At 73.2% G+C, this 15,344-nt stretch carries 15 protein-coding genes and 1 pseudogene; 11 read left to right on the top strand and 5 right to left on the bottom strand.

Annotation, left to right across the window (positions count from 1 at the left end):
• Positions 1–136: 136 nt before the first annotated feature.
• The 7 genes and pseudogenes from ACZ6EG_RS02310 (at position 137) to ACZ6EG_RS02280 (ending at position 5,206) form a co-directional block, all read left to right on the top strand.
• Positions 137–1,363, top strand: a complete 1,227-nt coding sequence (locus tag ACZ6EG_RS02310) for an MFS transporter (protein WP_469600812.1) — start codon at positions 137–139, stop codon at positions 1,361–1,363.
• Positions 1,364–1,580: 217 nt separating this feature from the next.
• On the top strand, positions 1,581–2,450 hold the full coding sequence (locus ACZ6EG_RS02305; RefSeq protein WP_469600809.1) for an alpha/beta fold hydrolase: 870 nt from the start codon (positions 1,581–1,583) through the stop codon (positions 2,448–2,450).
• 89 nt (positions 2,451–2,539) lie between these two features.
• Positions 2,540–3,061 (top strand): annotated as a pseudogene (locus ACZ6EG_RS02300) (Scr1 family TA system antitoxin-like transcriptional regulator); the annotation flags it as partial.
• Between the two features lie 104 nt (positions 3,062–3,165).
• Entirely contained in the window at positions 3,166–3,213 is a 48-nt protein-coding gene (locus ACZ6EG_RS02295; protein ID WP_391968279.1) for a hypothetical protein, read from the top strand.
• A gap of 244 nt (positions 3,214–3,457) precedes the next feature.
• Positions 3,458–4,093: a hypothetical protein gene (locus ACZ6EG_RS02290; protein ID WP_366766624.1), complete on the top strand. Its 636-nt coding sequence runs from the start codon at positions 3,458–3,460 to the stop codon at positions 4,091–4,093.
• A 67-nt stretch (positions 4,094–4,160) separates the two neighbouring features.
• Positions 4,161–4,526: a phage holin family protein gene (locus ACZ6EG_RS02285; protein ID WP_391967762.1), complete on the top strand. Its 366-nt coding sequence runs from the start codon at positions 4,161–4,163 to the stop codon at positions 4,524–4,526.
• Positions 4,502–5,206: a DUF3618 domain-containing protein gene (locus ACZ6EG_RS02280; protein ID WP_469600805.1), complete on the top strand. Its 705-nt coding sequence runs from the start codon at positions 4,502–4,504 to the stop codon at positions 5,204–5,206. Before ACZ6EG_RS02285 ends, ACZ6EG_RS02280 begins: the two co-directional genes overlap by 25 nt.
• Positions 5,207–5,654: 448 nt before the next feature.
• Here ACZ6EG_RS02280 and ACZ6EG_RS02275 read toward each other — a convergent pair whose 3' ends face one another.
• Complete coding sequence (locus tag ACZ6EG_RS02275) at positions 5,655–5,888, bottom strand: hypothetical protein (RefSeq protein ID WP_361011496.1); 234 nt, start codon at positions 5,886–5,888, stop codon at positions 5,655–5,657.
• A gap of 449 nt (positions 5,889–6,337) precedes the next feature.
• Positions 6,338–7,699: a type I glutamate--ammonia ligase gene (gene glnA, locus ACZ6EG_RS02270; protein WP_053142361.1), complete on the bottom strand. Its 1,362-nt coding sequence runs from the start codon at positions 7,697–7,699 to the stop codon at positions 6,338–6,340.
• 277 nt (positions 7,700–7,976) lie between these two features.
• Here glnA and ACZ6EG_RS02265 point away from each other — a divergent pair, with 277 nt between their 5' ends.
• Genes ACZ6EG_RS02265 through ACZ6EG_RS02255 form a run of 3 tightly spaced genes read left to right on the top strand, consistent with a single transcriptional unit; the run spans position 7,977 to position 11,083 of the window.
• Complete coding sequence (locus ACZ6EG_RS02265; RefSeq protein ID WP_391967760.1) at positions 7,977–8,648, top strand: DUF3105 domain-containing protein; 672 nt, start codon at positions 7,977–7,979, stop codon at positions 8,646–8,648.
• Complete coding sequence (locus ACZ6EG_RS02260; RefSeq protein WP_469600801.1) at positions 8,645–9,271, top strand: DUF305 domain-containing protein; 627 nt, start codon at positions 8,645–8,647, stop codon at positions 9,269–9,271. The genes ACZ6EG_RS02265 and ACZ6EG_RS02260 overlap by 4 nt, the downstream gene beginning before the upstream one ends.
• A 54-nt stretch (positions 9,272–9,325) precedes the next feature.
• Positions 9,326–11,083, top strand: a complete 1,758-nt coding sequence (locus ACZ6EG_RS02255) for an NAD+ synthase (protein ID WP_469600798.1) — start codon at positions 9,326–9,328, stop codon at positions 11,081–11,083.
• Positions 11,084–11,137: 54 nt separating this feature from the next.
• Here ACZ6EG_RS02255 and ACZ6EG_RS02250 read toward each other — a convergent pair whose 3' ends face one another.
• The 3 genes from ACZ6EG_RS02250 to ACZ6EG_RS02240 are packed head-to-tail and all read right to left on the bottom strand — an operon-like array spanning position 11,138 to position 12,142.
• Positions 11,138–11,584 carry a VOC family protein gene (locus ACZ6EG_RS02250; RefSeq protein ID WP_391967757.1) on the bottom strand — a complete coding sequence of 149 codons (447 nt, stop codon included), beginning with the start codon at positions 11,582–11,584 and terminating at the stop codon, positions 11,138–11,140.
• Positions 11,585–11,627: 43 nt separating this feature from the next.
• Complete coding sequence (locus ACZ6EG_RS02245) at positions 11,628–11,882, bottom strand: Txe/YoeB family addiction module toxin (protein WP_053129813.1); 255 nt, start codon at positions 11,880–11,882, stop codon at positions 11,628–11,630.
• On the bottom strand, positions 11,879–12,142 hold the full coding sequence (locus ACZ6EG_RS02240; protein ID WP_356610672.1) for a type II toxin-antitoxin system Phd/YefM family antitoxin: 264 nt from the start codon (positions 12,140–12,142) through the stop codon (positions 11,879–11,881). Before ACZ6EG_RS02240 ends, ACZ6EG_RS02245 begins: the two co-directional genes overlap by 4 nt.
• Before the next feature lie 153 nt (positions 12,143–12,295).
• Between ACZ6EG_RS02240 and ACZ6EG_RS02235 the strand changes: the two genes are divergently transcribed.
• A complete protein-coding gene (locus ACZ6EG_RS02235) occupies positions 12,296–15,301 on the top strand; it encodes a bifunctional [glutamine synthetase] adenylyltransferase/[glutamine synthetase]-adenylyl-L-tyrosine phosphorylase (protein WP_391967756.1) in 3,006 nt (1,001 codons plus the stop codon).
• The last annotated feature ends 43 nt before the right edge of the window (positions 15,302–15,344 follow it).

Below are 15,344 nucleotides of genomic sequence, written 5' to 3'. Positions count from 1 at the left end.
TCAGCGCCGTTTGGGCAGCTGCCGGACACCCGTCCGTCACCTCGCGGAATACTCGCCCTGAGAGGCTTTGTTCCGTACGGGAACATAGCGAAGCAGTCCCGTACGCACACCTCCGCTCGAAAGGCGAGTCCCCTTCATGCCCCTGGCCCTGCTCGCCCTTGCCGTGGGCGCCTTCGGCATCGGTACCACCGAGTTCGTGATGATGGGCCTGCTGCCCGACGTCGCGGACGACCTGGACATCTCCATCCCCAGCGCCGGCCACCTGGTCTCGGCGTACGCGCTCGGCGTCGTCATCGGCGCCCCGCTGCTCGCGGCGGCGACCGCGCGGATGTCCCGCCGCACGGTGCTGATCGCGCTGATGGCCCTCTTCGTGGCCGGCAACGCGCTGTCCGCGTTCGCCCCCGGCGAGGTCTCCCTGCTCGCCGCCCGCTTCGTCAGCGGTCTGCCGCACGGTGCCTTCTTCGGCGTCGGCGCGGTCGTCGCCACCGGCATGGTGGCGCCGGAACGCAAGGCCCGCTCCGTCTCCCTGATGTTCCTGGGGCTGACGGTCGCCAACATCGTCGGTGTGCCCGCGGCCACCGCCCTGGGCCAGCAGCTCGGCTGGCGGGCCACCTTCCTCGGCGTGAGCGCGATCGGCGTCGCGGCGATAGCGGCCCTCGCGGTCCTGATCCCGCGCGACCACGCCCCCGCCCCCGCCTCGGGGCTGCGCGGCGAACTGGCCGCCCTGCGCTCCCTGCCGGTCTGGCTCGCCCTCGGCACCACCGTCGCGGGCTTCGGCGCGCTCTTCGCCGCCTACAGCTACATCACCCCGATGCTCACGGACGCCGCCGGCTTCGCCGAGGCCAGCGTGACGCTGCTGCTGGCTCTGTTCGGCGTCGGCGCCACCGCGGGCAACCTGCTGGGCGGCCGCCTCGCCGACCACTCCCTGCGGGGCACCCTCTTCAGCGGCCTGGCCTCCCTGGTGGTGGTCCTCGCCCTCTTCCCGCTGCTGATGCGCACCGAGGTCACGGCGGCCGCCGCGGTGGCCCTGCTGGGCATGGCCGCCTTCCTCACCGGCTCCCCCCTCCAGCTGATGGTGATGGAGAAGGCCGCCGCGGCCCCCTCCCTCGCCTCCTCGGCCAACCAGGCCGCCTTCAACCTCGCCAACGCAGGCGGCGCCTGGATCGGCGGCCTCGCCCTCGCGGCGGGCTTCGGCACCACGTCCCCGGCGACGGCGGGCGCGGCCCTGGCCGTCCTCGGCGTGGGCGTCGCGGGCGCGGCGTACGCGGTGGACCGCCGCCGGGCCGCCGCCGCTCCGGTACACGGGCGCGAGCGCGTGGTCGCGGGGCACGTGCCGGAGGCGGTGGAAGCCGCACGGCGGTGACGGTGGGGGTGCCGCGCGGGCCGGTTCGGCTGCCCGCACGGCACTTCGGCCCCGGCCCGTCGGTCCGGTGACCCGGTGATGACCGAGGCGTGGCCGCCTGGCCGACGGCAGGCCGGTGTTCCTCCGGGGCGCAGGCGGGCCGGCGGCAGCGGCGCCGGTGCTCGGCGGCACCGAAAACCGCGTGCGCAGCCCTCCGCGCGGCGCGAGGATGCGCCACATGACCGTCCTCGTCACCGCCCCCGCCCGCCTCGGTGAGACCGGCCTGCCGGACGGACGCCTGCTCGGCTGGGCCGAGTGGGGCCCGCCGGACGGCGTTCCGGTCCTGCTGTGCCCCGGCGCGGCCACGAGCCGCCGACTCGGCTTCGGCGCGGGCGTCGTGGACGCGCTGGGCGTCCGCCTGGTCTCCGTGGACCGCCCCGGACTCGGCGCCTCGACCCCCGCCCCCGGCCGCACCTTCGCCGACTTCGCCACCGACGTCCGCGCCCTGTGCGCCCTGCGGGGCCTGGGCCGCCCGGCCGTGGTCGGCAACTCCCAGGGCGCCCCGTTCGCCCTGGCCTGCGCGGAGGCCGGCGTCGCCTCCGCGCTGTCCCTGGTCTCGGCCGCCGACGAGGTGGCGGCCCCCGAGTTCGCCGCCGCCCTGCCGGCGGAGCTGCGCGCGCTGACCGAACGGGCCGCACGGGACCCGTCCGGCGCCGAGGAGTTCTTCGCCGGCTTCGACGCGGACGCGATGTGGAACCTGGTCATGGGCGGCAGCCCGGACTGCGACCTCGCCGTGTACCGGGAGGACGGCTTCTCGGCCGCCTACCGCCGCGCCCTGGTGGAAGGCTTCGCCCAGGGCGCGGCGGCCGGGTACGCCCGGGACACGGTCCTCGCCATGGGACGCTGGCCGTTCGCGCTCGACGCCGTCACCGTCCCGGTCGACATCTGGTACGGCGAACACGACACCAGCCACTCCCCGGACAACGGCGCCCTCCTCGCGACCCGGATACGCGGGGCCCGCCGCCATGTCGTACCCAGGACCGGGGGTGCCCTGCTGTGGGCCCACGCGGAGCCGGTCCTGACCTCGCTGCTGGAGCGTCACCCGTAGGCGTGCGGGGAGCCGCGTTCCGGGCGTCGGGCGTAGTCCTGGGCCCTACCGTGTCGCCCGTCGCGGTACGACGCGTACGAGGCACGCGGATGTCGCTGAACGGCGGGGCGGACGAGCCGGGTTGGGCGGGCGACCCGGACGACGAGTGGCGCGTGGCGGTCCTCACCACCGTGGGGAGGCAGCTGAGGCTGCGGCGCGAGGCGGTGGGGAGGCGGGCCAGCGACTTCGGAGTGGCGGTCGGATACGGGGAGGACCTCGTCTACGAGGTGGAGGGCGGGAAGCGGATTCCTCGGCGCGAGTATCTCCAGCGTGCCGACGAGGTGCTGGGAGCGGACGGGTTACTGACGGCGATGTGGGGGGACGTCGCCGCGCGATTGGCCCGCCGCTCGGTTTTCGAGCGGTCCCCGGCACCCGCCCTCAGCTTCGTCCAGGAGGAAGCGACGCTGCGCCGCCCGGTCGGAGGCGCAATGGTGTGGCGCCGACAGCTCGAACGTCTCCTGAAGCTGGGGGAATCGCGGAACGTGTCGATTCAGGTGATGCCGACCGACTGTGAGGACCACGTCGGGACGGGCGGCCTGATCGAGGTGCTGGAGTTCCCCTTCGCCACCTCTACGCAGTCGTTGCCGTCTCCGCTGCTGCCGTAGCTGCTCCTTGACCCCCGCCACCATCCACATCCGCGACGCCAGCCAAGCACCCCGACGGCCCCCGCCTCGCCGTGTCCCCCGCCGCCTGGGCTGCGCTCGTGGCCGGGACCGGCGTCTGAGCGTAGCCGCTTACGAGCCCCTCCTCCTGACATACGGTGACGTCTCGTCACGGACAGCCACAGACGTCGCGCAGGTGCCAACTCCGCATCCCCACCCAAGGAAAAGTCGGGCGAAAAGTGTCATAAGTCTCGATCGGGCCACCCGTGGTGGGACGGACGGCCACGTGTGACACCCCGGGGTCCGGCACCCGTCGGCCACCCGGACACGGGCCGCACACAGGACATCGGATGAGGAGAACTGCCGATGAGCGAGTCCGTACAGACCGGAACCGGGGCCACCAGGGAAAAGGTGAGGACAGAGACGTCCGCCACGGCCGACCAGGCGAAGCAGGCCGCGAGTCAGGTCGCGGGAGCCGCGGCGGACCAGGCCCGCTCGGTGGTCGGTGAGGCGCAGCAGCAGGCGGGCACGGTCCTGGAGGAGATGCGAAGCCGTGCGATGAACGAGGCCGAGGGGCAGACCAAGCGTGCGGCCGGCCAGCTGCGCCAGTGGGCGAGCGACCTCTCGGGGCTGGCCGCGCACGCGCGTGACGACTCTCCGGCCCGCAGCCTGGTGGCGCACGCGGCGGACCGAGGCAGTCAGGCCGCCGACTACCTGGATGAGCGGGGCGTCGAGGGAATCGTCGGCGACCTGCAGCACTTCGCCCGGCGGCGGCCCGGCGCCTTCCTCGGCGGGGCTCTGCTGGCCGGGCTGGCCGTCGGCCGCCTGGCGAAGGCGACGGGAGCCGCGTCAGGGCCCGACGGGCGGGGGACGGGCGGGCAGACTGTGCCGACCGGCCCTCCGGCGATCTCCGCGGAGGAGAGGGCCATGCCGCCGTCCGTGCCGCCGACCGTCGGGCACTTGACGGACGGTAGCCCGGACCGTGGGCGTCCGGAGGTATGAGATGGCCACCCTCTCCCCTCACCGGGGCACGGGAGCGCACCAGGAGCCCCGCGAACAGGACCGGTCCGTGAGCCACCTGCTGTCCGCGGTCACCGCGGACCTGCAGACCCTGTTCCGGCAGGAGGTCGAGCTGGCCAAGGCCGAGGTCAGGGACGAGGCGAGCCGGGCGGGCAAGGCCGCCGGGATGTTCGGCGGTGCCGGCTTCGCGGGCTACATGGTCCTGCTGTTCCTGTCGCTGGCCGCCGTGCTCGGCCTGGCCAACGTGATCGACGGGGGCTGGGCGGCCCTCGTCGTCGCCGCCGTCTGGGGGATCGCCGCGGCCGTGCTCTATCGGAAGGGCCGCACGCGGATGAGCACCGTCTCGCCGAAGCCGGAGCGAACCGTCCAAACCATGAAGGAGAACGCGGAATGGGCACGTCACCCGACCAAATGAGGACCGAGATAGAGGCGACCCGAGGCCGGCTGGCCACGGACGTGGACCGGCTCGCCGACCGGACCAGTCCCCGCCGCGTGGCACGGCGCCGCACCGCCCGGATGCGCGGAACGATGTCCGGCATGCGCGAGCGAGTGATGGGCACGGCCTCGGACACCGCGCACGGCGTGCGGGACACCGCTCAGTCGGCCGCCGGTTCGCTCCAGGAGGGCACCGGGCAGGCGGTCGGGTCGGCCCGCGACGCCGCAGGACAGGCGGCCGGCACCGCGCGCGACGTGGCCGAACAGGCGGGACACGCCGTACAGCAGGCACCCGACATGGCCCGCAGCCAGACCCAGGGCAACCCCCTGGCGGCCGGTCTCGTCGCCTTCGGGGTCGGAGTGCTGGCGTCCTCGCTGCTGCCCGCCTCGCGCACCGAGCGGCAGAAGGCCTCCCAGCTGATGCGGAGCGAGGCCCTGGAACCCGTGAAGGACGCCGCGGCCGAGTCCGCGCAGCACCTCAAGGAAGGCGCGAGGGAAGTGGCGCAGGAGGCGGCCGCAGAGGTGAAGGGCACGGCGGCCGAGGCCGCCCGCACCACGCAGGACGAGGCCCGCGACCAAGGCGGCAAGGTCACCGAACAGGCCCGCGACTCCGGGCGGCACCTCGCGGACGAGGCCCGGCACCGGGCCGGGCCCGGCTGAGAAGCCTCACCACGGAGGGACCGACCACGAAGCGGCCCCCGCACGTCGGCCGCACTCCGGCCGACGTGCGGGGGCTTCACACGTCCGGGTGACGGGAGGGCGGCCGGCAGGCCGACCGGCGGCCCAGGGGACGCGAGCGGCGGAAAGCGGGGGGTGGTCGGGCCGGGGGGCTCCGGGCGCGAAGGATCGCGCCCGCCGATTCGCCCTGGGAGCCGCCCGGACGATCAGCGGGTGAGCAGGAGGATCAGGACGACGGTGACCACGGCGCTGATGAGCAGCGAACCGAGGCACCCGACGCGGTTGCTGAAGAAGAACATACTCTCCGGGTACCCGTCCCGACCTGCTTCACCGACCGGACGCCCGCCCGCCCCGGGCGCAGACCTGCACCAAAGACGGCGACGGGCCCCGGACACGGGGTCCGGGGCCCGTCGCACGTCGGGCGTGCGGCTCAGACCATGGTCGTGTGCGCGTGGCCCTGCGCCGACGTGCCGCCGGGGGTCGCCGAGGCGCCCAGACCGGCGCTGACGGAGAGCGGGCCGGCCTCCGTGTAGAGGCCGCCGCCGAGGGCGCCACCGACGGCTATGACGGCCGCACCGGCGTCGACGCCGATGGTGCCGCCGGACACCTGGTCCAGGTCCGCGTCGGAGATCTCAGCTGTTTCGACCTGGGGGACGAAGTTCATGGCAGGTCTTTCCTTTCGTGCCAATGGCAAGGGGAGCGGTGAGGCACGCACGCCCGCGTTCCGGGTGGGGGATCCGGAGCCGGTCACCGGCGTGCCGCGCACTGATCAAAGCACGGTGGTGAACGCCCCACCATCCGCGCGTTGTTGGCGGCACGCCGTCGGCGTCGCCGCGTCCATCAGTGTGTGAATGCCGTCAGGGAAAGGGCCCGTGTCTTCACGCTACCCGCCGGTCATGGGGGGCGCCCGGAGCCGTTACGCGCACGGTGAGCACGGCCCGGCTCCGTCACGGCCTGCCTGTGCGACCGTGCGATGAACGGTGTGCAGGTCCGAGGGATTTCTGGCGGCGGCCCCGGACCGGTCGCCGGGCTCGGGGGAGTAACGCGACGGAGGGGTCGGCGGTCCTTCGACCGCCGGCCCCTCCGTCACGCGAGCGGGACGCGCTCCAGCCCCTACAGCACCGGCAGCGACTTCCGCAGCTCGAACGCCGTCACCTGGGAGCGGTACTCCTCCCACTCCTGCCGCTTGTTGCGCAGGAAGAAGTCGAAGACGTGCTCGCCGAGGGTCTCGGCGACCAGGTCGCTGCGTTCCATCAGGGCGAGGGCCTCGCCGAGGTTCTGGGGGAGGGGCTCGATGCCCAGCGCGCGGCGCTCGGCGTCGGAGAGGGCCCAGACGTCGTCCTCGGCGCCCGGCGGGAGTTCGTACCCCTCCTCGATGCCCTTGAGGCCGGCGGCGAGGAGGACGGCGTAGGTCAGGTACGGGTTGGCGCCGGAGTCGATGGAGCGGACCTCGACGCGGGCCGAGCCGGTCTTGCCGGGCTTGTACATCGGGACGCGGACCAGCGCCGAGCGGTTGTTGTGGCCCCAGCAGATGTACGAGGGGGCCTCGCCGCCGGCGCCGGCGGTGCGCTCGGAGCCGCCCCAGATGCGCTTGTAGCTGTTCACCCACTGGTTGGTGACGGCAGAGATCTCCGCCGCGTGCCGCAGCAGGCCCGCGATGAAGGAGCGGCCGACCTTGGAGAGCTGGTACTCGGCGCCGGACTCGTAGAACGCGTTGCGGTCGCCCTCGAAGAGGGACAGGTGGGAGTGCATGCCCGAGCCCGGGTACTCCGAGAACGGCTTCGGCATGAAGGTGGCCTGGAGCCCCTGCTCCAGCGCGACCTGCTTCATGACCAGGCGGAAGGTCATGATGTTGTCGGCCGTGGAGAGCGCGTCGGCGTAGCGCAGGTCGATCTCCTGCTGGCCGGGGGCGCCCTCGTGGTGGGAGAACTCGACCGAGATGCCCATCGACTCCAGCATGGTGATCGCCTGGCGGCGGAAGTCCATGCCGATGTTCTGCGGGGTGTGGTCGAAGTAGCCGGAGTTGTCGGCCGGGGTCGGCACCCTGCCGTCCACCGGCTTGTCCTTCAGCAGGAAGAACTCGATCTCCGGGTGGGTGTAGAAGGTGAAGCCCAGGTCGGAGGTGCGGGCCAGGGCGCGCTTGAGGACGTAGCGCGGGTCGGCGAAGGACGGCGAGCCGTCCGGCATGAGGATGTCGCAGAACATGCGGGCCGTGCCGGGGGCCTCCGCGCGCCAGGGCAGGACCTGGAAGGTCGAGGGGTCCGGCTTGGCGATCATGTCGGACTCGTAGACCCGGGCGAAGCCCTCGATCGCCGAGCCGTCGAAGCCGATGCCCTCGTCGAAGGCCTGCTCCAGCTCGGCCGGGGCCACGGCGACGGACTTGAGGAAGCCCAGTACGTCCGTGAACCACAGGCGTACGAACCGGATGTCGCGCTCCTCCAGCGTCCGGATCACGAACTCCTGCTGCTTGTCCATCTTCCGCTTCCCCATCCTTGCTGGTCAGCCCGCCTGTCTCCGGTACGGCGGGAGGCGGCCCTGCACCTGAGCATCACACCACAGCACGGTTTCGTACGCGTTGCGGGCCTCGGTCGGCCCACCGATCCTCACCGCAGCGTAGAGGCCACGTGTTCGATCGGGCCATTCCTGAGGCCCCGCCGCGACAGATCCTGTGATCTCCCTACGACGGAACCCTCCTTCACCCTTACGATCAGCGGACTCCACCGCCCCCCTTTTTCCCAGAAGGGCACACCCCATGGGTTCCGCCAAGAAGAGCAGCAACCAGGCGCGGCAGGCACGCATAGCCGAGATGCGGCGTGCCGAGGAGGCCCGCGACCGCCGGAACCGGATCCTCACGATCGCGGTCAGCACCGTGGTCGTCGCCGGTCTCGTCGTCGGCGGGGTCTTCCTCGTCCGGTCGCAGTCCGACGACTCCGGCGACGACACGGCCTCGGACGGCAAGAGCACCTCCGGCAAGTTCGTCGCCGGCGAGGACGGGGTACGCACCTGGAAGGGGACGCTGTCCCGCAACCACGTCACCAAGAAGGTGTCCTACCCCGTCGATCCGCCCGTCGGCGGCGACCACAACCAGGCCTGGATGAACTGCAACGGCGACGTCTACGACAAGCCGCTGAACAACGAGAACGCCGTGCACTCCCTGGAGCACGGCGCCGTCTGGGTGACCTACACCGACCAGGCCCCGAAGGCCGACGTGGAGAAGCTGGCGGCGAAGGTGAAGAAGACGCCGTACTCGCTGATGAGCCCGGACGGCAGGCAGAAGGACCCGATCGTGCTGTCCGCCTGGGGGCACCAGCGCACCGTGACGGGTGCCGACGACCCGAACGTGGACACGTTCTTCGAGAAGTTCGTCCAGGGTGAGCAGACCCCCGAGCCGGGGGCCGCGTGCACGGGCGGGCTGTCCCAGTGACACCCAAGCGGGCCGGCTGGATCACGGGGGCCGCCGCGGCGGCCCTCGTCGCGGCCGGCGCGATCACCTACGCCGTCGCGGGGGACGACGGCGCGAGCCGCGTCCCGACCGCCGACTCCGCCGACGCCGGGTTCGCCCGGGACATGGCGGTCCACCACCAGCAGGCCGTGGAGATGTCGTACCTCGTGCGCGACCGCACCGAGGACGAGGAGGTGCGGCGGCTCGCCTACGACATCGCGCAGACCCAGGCCAACCAGCGCGGCATGCTGATCGGCTGGCTCGACCTGTGGGGGCTGCCGAAGGTGTCGTCCGACCCGCCGATGACCTGGATGGGAATGGGCGACATGCCCTCCGCCGGGGAGGGCTCCCTGATGCCGGGGATGGCCACCGACGCCGAGATGGAGAAGCTGGCGACGCTCGACGGGAAGCGGGCCGAGGTCTACTGGCTCCAGCTGATGACGGAGCACCACCGGGGCGGCGTCCACATGGCCGGGGGATGCGTCGACCGGTGCACGGTCGGGGTGGAGAAGAGGCTGGCCCGGGGGATGGTGGAGTCGCAGGAGTCGGAGATCCGGCTGATGACCGACCTGCTGGCGGAGCGGGGCGCGAAGCCGCGGACATGAGGCGGACACCGGAACGACACCCCATTGTGTCGTTCTGACGATTAAGCTGGCCGGGTGCCTCGACTACGACTCGCCCTGAACCAGATCGACGCCACCGTAGGCGACCTCGCCGGCAACGCGGAGGCGGTGGTCCGCTGGACCCGGCACGCCGCCGGGCAGGGAGCGCACCTGGTGGCGTTCCCGGAGATGATGCTGACCGGCTACCCCGTCGAGGACCTGGCCCTCAGGCCGTCCTTCGTGGAAGCCTCCCGCGCCGCCCTGGCCTCCCTGGCGACGCGCCTGGCCGAGGAGGGCCTCGGCGAGCTGCCGGTGGTCGTCGGCTACCTCGACCGCTCGGCGACCGCCCGGCCCAGGTACGGGCAGCCGGCCGGCGCCCCGCAGAACGCGGTGGCGGTGCTGTACGGCGGCGAGCCGGTGCTGACCTTCGCCAAGCACCACCTGCCCAACTACGGCGTCTTCGACGAGTTCCGCTACTTCGTCCCCGGCGACACCATGCCGGTGGCGCGGGTGCGCGGCGTCGACGTGGCCCTCGCCGTCTGCGAGGACCTGTGGCAGGACGGCGGCCGGGTGCCGGCCGCCCGCTCGGCCCGGGCCGGACTGCTGCTCTCCGTCAACGCCTCGCCGTACGAGCGCGACAAGGACGACACGCGGCTGGAGCTGGTGCGCAGGCGGGCCCGGGAGGCCGGGTGCACGACCGCCTACCTCGCGATGACCGGCGGGCAGGACGAGCTGGTCTTCGACGGCGACTCGATCGTGGTCGACCGGGACGGCAAGGTCGTCGCGCGGGCACCGCAGTTCACCGAGGGCTGCGTGGTGCTCGACCTCGACCTCCCGCTCGCCGACACCGACGCGCCGGCCGGCGTCGTGGACGACGGGCTGCTCATCGACCGGGTCGTGCTGTCCGAGGAGCCGGCGCCGGCCGCCGACGGGCCGGAGCTGTCCGGCGGGCACGCGGAGCGGCTGGACGACGACGAGGAGGTCTACTCGGCCCTCGTCGTCGGCCTGCGCGCGTACGTCGCGAAGAACGGCTTCCGCTCGGTGCTCGTCGGCCTCTCCGGCGGCATCGACTCCGCGCTGGTCGCGGCGATCGCCTGCGACGCGGTCGGCGCGGAGCACGTGCACGGCGTGTCGATGCCGTCGAAGTACTCCTCCGGGCACTCCCTGGAGGACGCGGTGGAGATGGCCCGGCGCACCGGGCTGCACCACCGCACCGTCGCGATCGAGCCGATGTTCGACGCGTACATGGACGCGCTGGGCCTGACCGGCCTGGCGGAGGAGAACCTCCAGTCGCGGCTGCGCGGGACGCTGCTGATGGCCCTCTCCAACCAGGAGGGCCACCTCGTGCTGGCACCGGGCAACAAGTCGGAGCTGGCCGTGGGGTACTCGACGCTGTACGGCGACTCGGTGGGCGCCTACGGGCCGATCAAGGACGTGTACAAGACGTCGGTGTTCCGCCTCGCCGCATGGCGCAACCGGGCGGCCGGGGCCCGCGGCCAGGTCCCGCCGATCCCCGAGAACTCGATCACCAAGCCGCCGAGCGCGGAACTGCGCCCCGGCCAGGTCGACACGGACTCGCTGCCCGACTACCCGGTGCTGGACGCGATCCTGGAGCTGTACGTCGACCGGGACCGGGGCGCGGACGAGATCGTGGCCGCCGGGTACGACCGGGAGCTGGTGACGAGGACGCTGCGCATGGTCGACACCGCGGAGTACAAGCGGCGCCAGTACCCGCCGGGCACCAAGATCTCCCCCAAGGGCTTCGGCAAGGACCGCCGGCTCCCGATCACCAACCGCTGGCAGGAACGGGGCTGACCGGGCCGGCCGCCACCGGGCCCGGGGCGGTGGCGGCCGCGCTCCCGCCCGCCGCTACCCCCGCCGCTTCTGGTCCGCCAGCACCTGGTGCAGCGGCTCCGCCACGCGGCGCCGGTACTCCTGGATCGACCAGCCGTTGCCGTCGGGGTCCTTGAAGTACATGAACGTGGCGCCGTCGTCCGGCGCGTACTCCACCGGCTCGGACACCTCCAGGCCGCGCTCCACCAGCTCCGCGCGGGCCGCCTTGATGTCGGCGACGCAGAGCTGAAGCCCTTGGTAGGAGCCGGGGGCCGGCGCGGTCTCTCCCTGGGCCATGTCCCAGATGGCGTCACCGAGGGCGATCGAACAGCCCGAGCCCGGCGGCGTCAGCTGGACGATGCGCATCCCCGGCATGACCTCCTGGTCGATGTCGACGTGGAAGCCGACCTTGTCACGGTAGAAGTCCCGGGCCCGGTCGATGTCGGACACGGGCAGCGGGATCACTTCGAGGGTGAAATCCATGGCATGACTCCTTCGACGTCCTTGTCGAGCGCGATGACGGTCGTCAGTAGTGGTACCGAGCCTGGACGATGATCAGCTCGTCGTCGGTGGGCTTGTAGACCAGGCGGTGCGTGTCGTCGATGCGGCGTGACCAGTAGCCCGACAGGTCGCCCTTCAGCGGCTCCGGCTTGCCGATGCCCTTGAACGGGTCACGGGAGATGTCGGTGATCAGCTTGTTGATCCGTCTGGTCACCTTCCGGTCGCTCTCGGCCCAGTGGACGTAGTCCTCCCAGCCGTGCGACGTGAAAGCGATCCTCACGCCCGCTCCGCGTCCGGGTCGATCAGCTCCCGCGGCCGCGCGCCTCCGGCCTCGGCCTCCGCGATCGAGTCGAGCAGGCGGCGGGCGTTCTTGGGCGAGCGCAGCAGGTGCACCGTCTCCGTCCAGGCGGTGAAGTCCTCCTCCGACATGAGCACGGCGTTTCCCTTGCGGGAGGTGATGTGCACCGGGGCATGGTCCTCGTTGACCTGCTCTATCAGCGGGAACAGGTTCTGACGGGCTTCGCTGGCGGTGATGGACATACCGGTGCCTCCCTTCGCGGCTTGTACAAGATATCGTACGAGTCGACGGGTGGCCACCGGAGGACGGAGCCGGTACTCCCCGGCGCCCGCACGGCGCCTCCCGGTTACGCTCGGGCCGTAGGACCTTGATCCGGAGGGCGACAGGAGACCGGGATGACGACGCCGGGACGCAGGAGCAGTACCTTCACGCGGCTGCTGCGGCACGGCTTCACCGATGCCTCGGCCGCCGAGCGGCTGCTGGACGGCGGGGAGCTGGCGGCGGTCCGCGACGACCCGGTCCTGCTGGAGGCGCTGGGCGCCACCGCCGACCCGGACCTCGCCCTGCACGGCCTGGTCCGGCTGCTGGAGGCGCAGCCCGACCCCACCGCCCGCCGGGAGCTGCTGGACACCCTCATAGCGGCCAAGCCCCTGCGTGACCGTCTCCTCGGCGTGCTCGGCGCCTCCGAGGCGCTCGCCGACCACCTCGCCCGGCACGCCGGTGACTGGCAGGCCCTGGTCACCTACGAACCGCGTGACCTGCACCGCGGGGTGGCCGAGTTCGAGCGCGGTCTCGCCGAGGCCGACGACCCCGTCTCGCTGCGCGTCGCCTACCGGCGCTGCCTGCTGTCCATCGCCGCCCGCGACGTGTGCGGCACCATCGACGTCGCCGAGACCGCCGCCGAGCTGGCCGACCTCGCCACCGCCACCCTGCGCGCCGCGCTCGCGCTGGCCGAGGCCGCCGCACCGGAGGACGCCGCGCTGTGCCGGCTCGCGGTGATCGCGATGGGCAAGTGCGGCGGTCACGAGCTGAACTACGTCTCCGACGTGGACGTGATCTTCGTGGGCGAGCCCGCGGAAGGCGTCGACGAGGCCGACGAGGCCAAGGCGATGCGCGCCGCGACCGCGCTCGCCTCGCACCTGATGCGGATCTGCTCCGAGACCACCGTCGAGGGCTCCATCTGGCCCGTCGACGCCAACCTCCGCCCCGAGGGCCGCAACGGCCCCCTGGTGCGCACCCTCAGCAGCCACCTCGCCTACTACCAGCGCTGGGCCAAGACCTGGGAGTTCCAGGCGCTGCTCAAGGCCCGCCCGGTGGCCGGCGACGCCGCGCTCGGCGCCGAGTACGTCGCCGCCCTCCAGCCGCTGGTGTGGCAGGCCGCCGACCGCGAGAACTTCGTCGCCGACGTGCAGAAGATGCGCCGCCGGGTGGTGGAGACCATCCCCGTCGCCGAGGTCGACCGGCAGCTCAAGCTGGGCCCCGGGGGCCTCAGGGACGTCGAGTTCGCCGTGCAGCTGCTCCAGCTCGTGCACGGCCGGGCGGACACCTCCCTGCACAGCGGTACGACCCTGGACGCGCTGGAGGCCCTGGCCGCGGGCGGGTACGTGGGCCGGGCCGACGCCGCCCAGCTCGACGAGGCGTACCGCTTCCTGCGCTCCATGGAGCACCGCATCCAGCTCCACCGGCTGCGGCGCACCCACCTCGTGCCCGAGGACGAGGCCGACCTGCGCCGCCTCGGCCGCTCCCTGGGCCTGCGCACCGACCCGGTCACCGGGCTGCTGCGCGCGTGGCGGCGGCACGCCTCCGTCGTACGGCGGCTGCACGAGAAGCTGTTCTACCGGCCGCTGCTCGACGCCGTCGCCCAGCTGGCGCCCGGCGAGACCCGGCTGAGCGCCGAGGCCGCCCGCGAGCGCCTGGTGGCCCTCGGGTACGCCGACCCGGCCGCCGCGCTGCGGCACCTGGAGGCGCTGGCGTCCGGCGTCACCCGCAAGGCGGCCATCCAGCGCACCCTGCTGCCCGTGCTCCTCGGCTGGTTCGCCGACTCCGCCGACCCGGACGCCGGCCTGCTGGGCTTCCGCAAGGTCTCCGACGCCCTCGGCAAGACGCCCTGGTACCTGCGGCTGCTGCGGGACGAGGGGGCGGCCGCCGAGAACCTGGCCCGCGTGCTCTCCGCCGGGCGGCTCGCCCCCGACCTGCTGATGCGGGCGCCCGAGGCCGTCGCGCTGCTCGGGGACGGCGACGGCGGGGGACTGGCGCCGCGCGCACGGCCCCAGCTGGAGCAGGAGATACTCGCCGCGGTCCGCCGCGCCGACGGCGCGGAGCAGGCGGTCACGGCGGCGCGCGGGGTCCGGCGCCGGGAGCTGTTCCGTACGACCGCCGCCGACATCATCGGCTCCTACGGCACCGAGGCGCGGCCCGTCGAGGCCGACCCGGGCGCCCTGGTGGACCGGGTCGGCGCCGCCGTGTCCGACCTGACGGCGGCGACGCTGGCGGGCACGCTCCGGGCCGTCGTGCGGGAGGGCTGGGGGGACACGCTGCCGACCCGGTTCGCGATCATCGGCATGGGCCGGTTCGGCGGGCACGAGCTGGGCTACGGCTCGGACGCGGACGTGCTCTTCGTGCACGAGCCCCGGGACGGGGTGGGGGAGCGGGAGGCGGGCGACGCCGCCAACAAGGTCGTCTCCGAACTGCGGCGCCTGCTCCAGGTGCCGAGCGCCGACCCGCCGCTGCTGATCGACGCCGACCTGCGCCCGGAGGGCAAGTCGGGGCCGCTGGTGCGCACGCTGAAGTCGTACGAGGCCTACTACCGGCGCTGGTCCCTGATGTGGGAGCGGCACGCGCTGCTGAGGGCCGAGTTCGTCGCGGGCGACGCGGACCTGGGGCGGCGGTTCGTCGAGCTGGTCGATCCGCTGCGCTACCCGGCGGACGGCCTCGGCGAGGACGCCGTACGGGAGATCCGGCGGCTCAAGGCCCGGATGGAGTCCGAGCGGCTGCCGCGCGGCGCGGACCCCAAGCTGCACGCCAAGCTGGGTCCGGGCGGCCTGTCGGACGTGGAGTGGACCGTGCAGCTCACCCAGTTGCGGCACGGGCACAGGGAGCCGGGCCTGCGGACCACCCGGACGCGCGAGGCCCTGGCCGCCGCGTGCGAGGCCGGGCTCGTCCCGGCGGAGCACGCCGCGACGCTCGACGAGGCGTGGGTCCTGGCGACCCGCGTCCGCAACGCGGTGATGCTGGTGCGCGGCCGGGCCGGGGACACCTTCCCGAGCGACCCGCGCGAGCTGGCCGCGGTGGGCCGCTACCTGGGCCACGGCCCCGGCCACGCGGGCGACATGCTGGACGAGTACCGGCGCACGACCCGGCGGGCCAGGGCGGTGGTGGAGGAGCTGTTCTACGGGGGGTGACCCGGCCGGCTCCCGAGCGCCTCGCCGCCTACGGGTGACCCGG

The organism is Streptomyces sp. NPDC041968, from assembly GCF_055589025.1.
The sequence above is the reverse complement of the archived record's forward strand: the minus strand, read 5'-3'. Positions and strand labels throughout refer to the sequence as shown.

Coding starts and splice junctions, on each gene's coding strand:
- ACZ6EG_RS02310 (WP_469600812.1), top strand. CDS start 137: ATGCCCCTGGCCCTGCTCGCCCTTGCCGTGGGCGCCTTCGGCATCGGT.
- ACZ6EG_RS02305 (WP_469600809.1), top strand. CDS start 1,581: ATGACCGTCCTCGTCACCGCCCCCGCCCGCCTCGGTGAGACCGGCCTG.
- ACZ6EG_RS02290 (WP_366766624.1), top strand. CDS start 3,458: ATGAGCGAGTCCGTACAGACCGGAACCGGGGCCACCAGGGAAAAGGTG.
- ACZ6EG_RS02280 (WP_469600805.1), top strand. CDS start 4,502: ATGGGCACGTCACCCGACCAAATGAGGACCGAGATAGAGGCGACCCGA.
- ACZ6EG_RS02275 (WP_361011496.1), bottom strand. CDS start 5,888: ATGAACTTCGTCCCCCAGGTCGAAACAGCTGAGATCTCCGACGCGGAC.
- glnA (WP_053142361.1), bottom strand. CDS start 7,699: ATGGACAAGCAGCAGGAGTTCGTGATCCGGACGCTGGAGGAGCGCGAC.
- ACZ6EG_RS02265 (WP_391967760.1), top strand. CDS start 7,977: ATGGGTTCCGCCAAGAAGAGCAGCAACCAGGCGCGGCAGGCACGCATA.
- ACZ6EG_RS02250 (WP_391967757.1), bottom strand. CDS start 11,584: ATGGATTTCACCCTCGAAGTGATCCCGCTGCCCGTGTCCGACATCGAC.
- ACZ6EG_RS02240 (WP_356610672.1), bottom strand. CDS start 12,142: ATGTCCATCACCGCCAGCGAAGCCCGTCAGAACCTGTTCCCGCTGATA.
- ACZ6EG_RS02235 (WP_391967756.1), top strand. CDS start 12,296: ATGACGACGCCGGGACGCAGGAGCAGTACCTTCACGCGGCTGCTGCGG.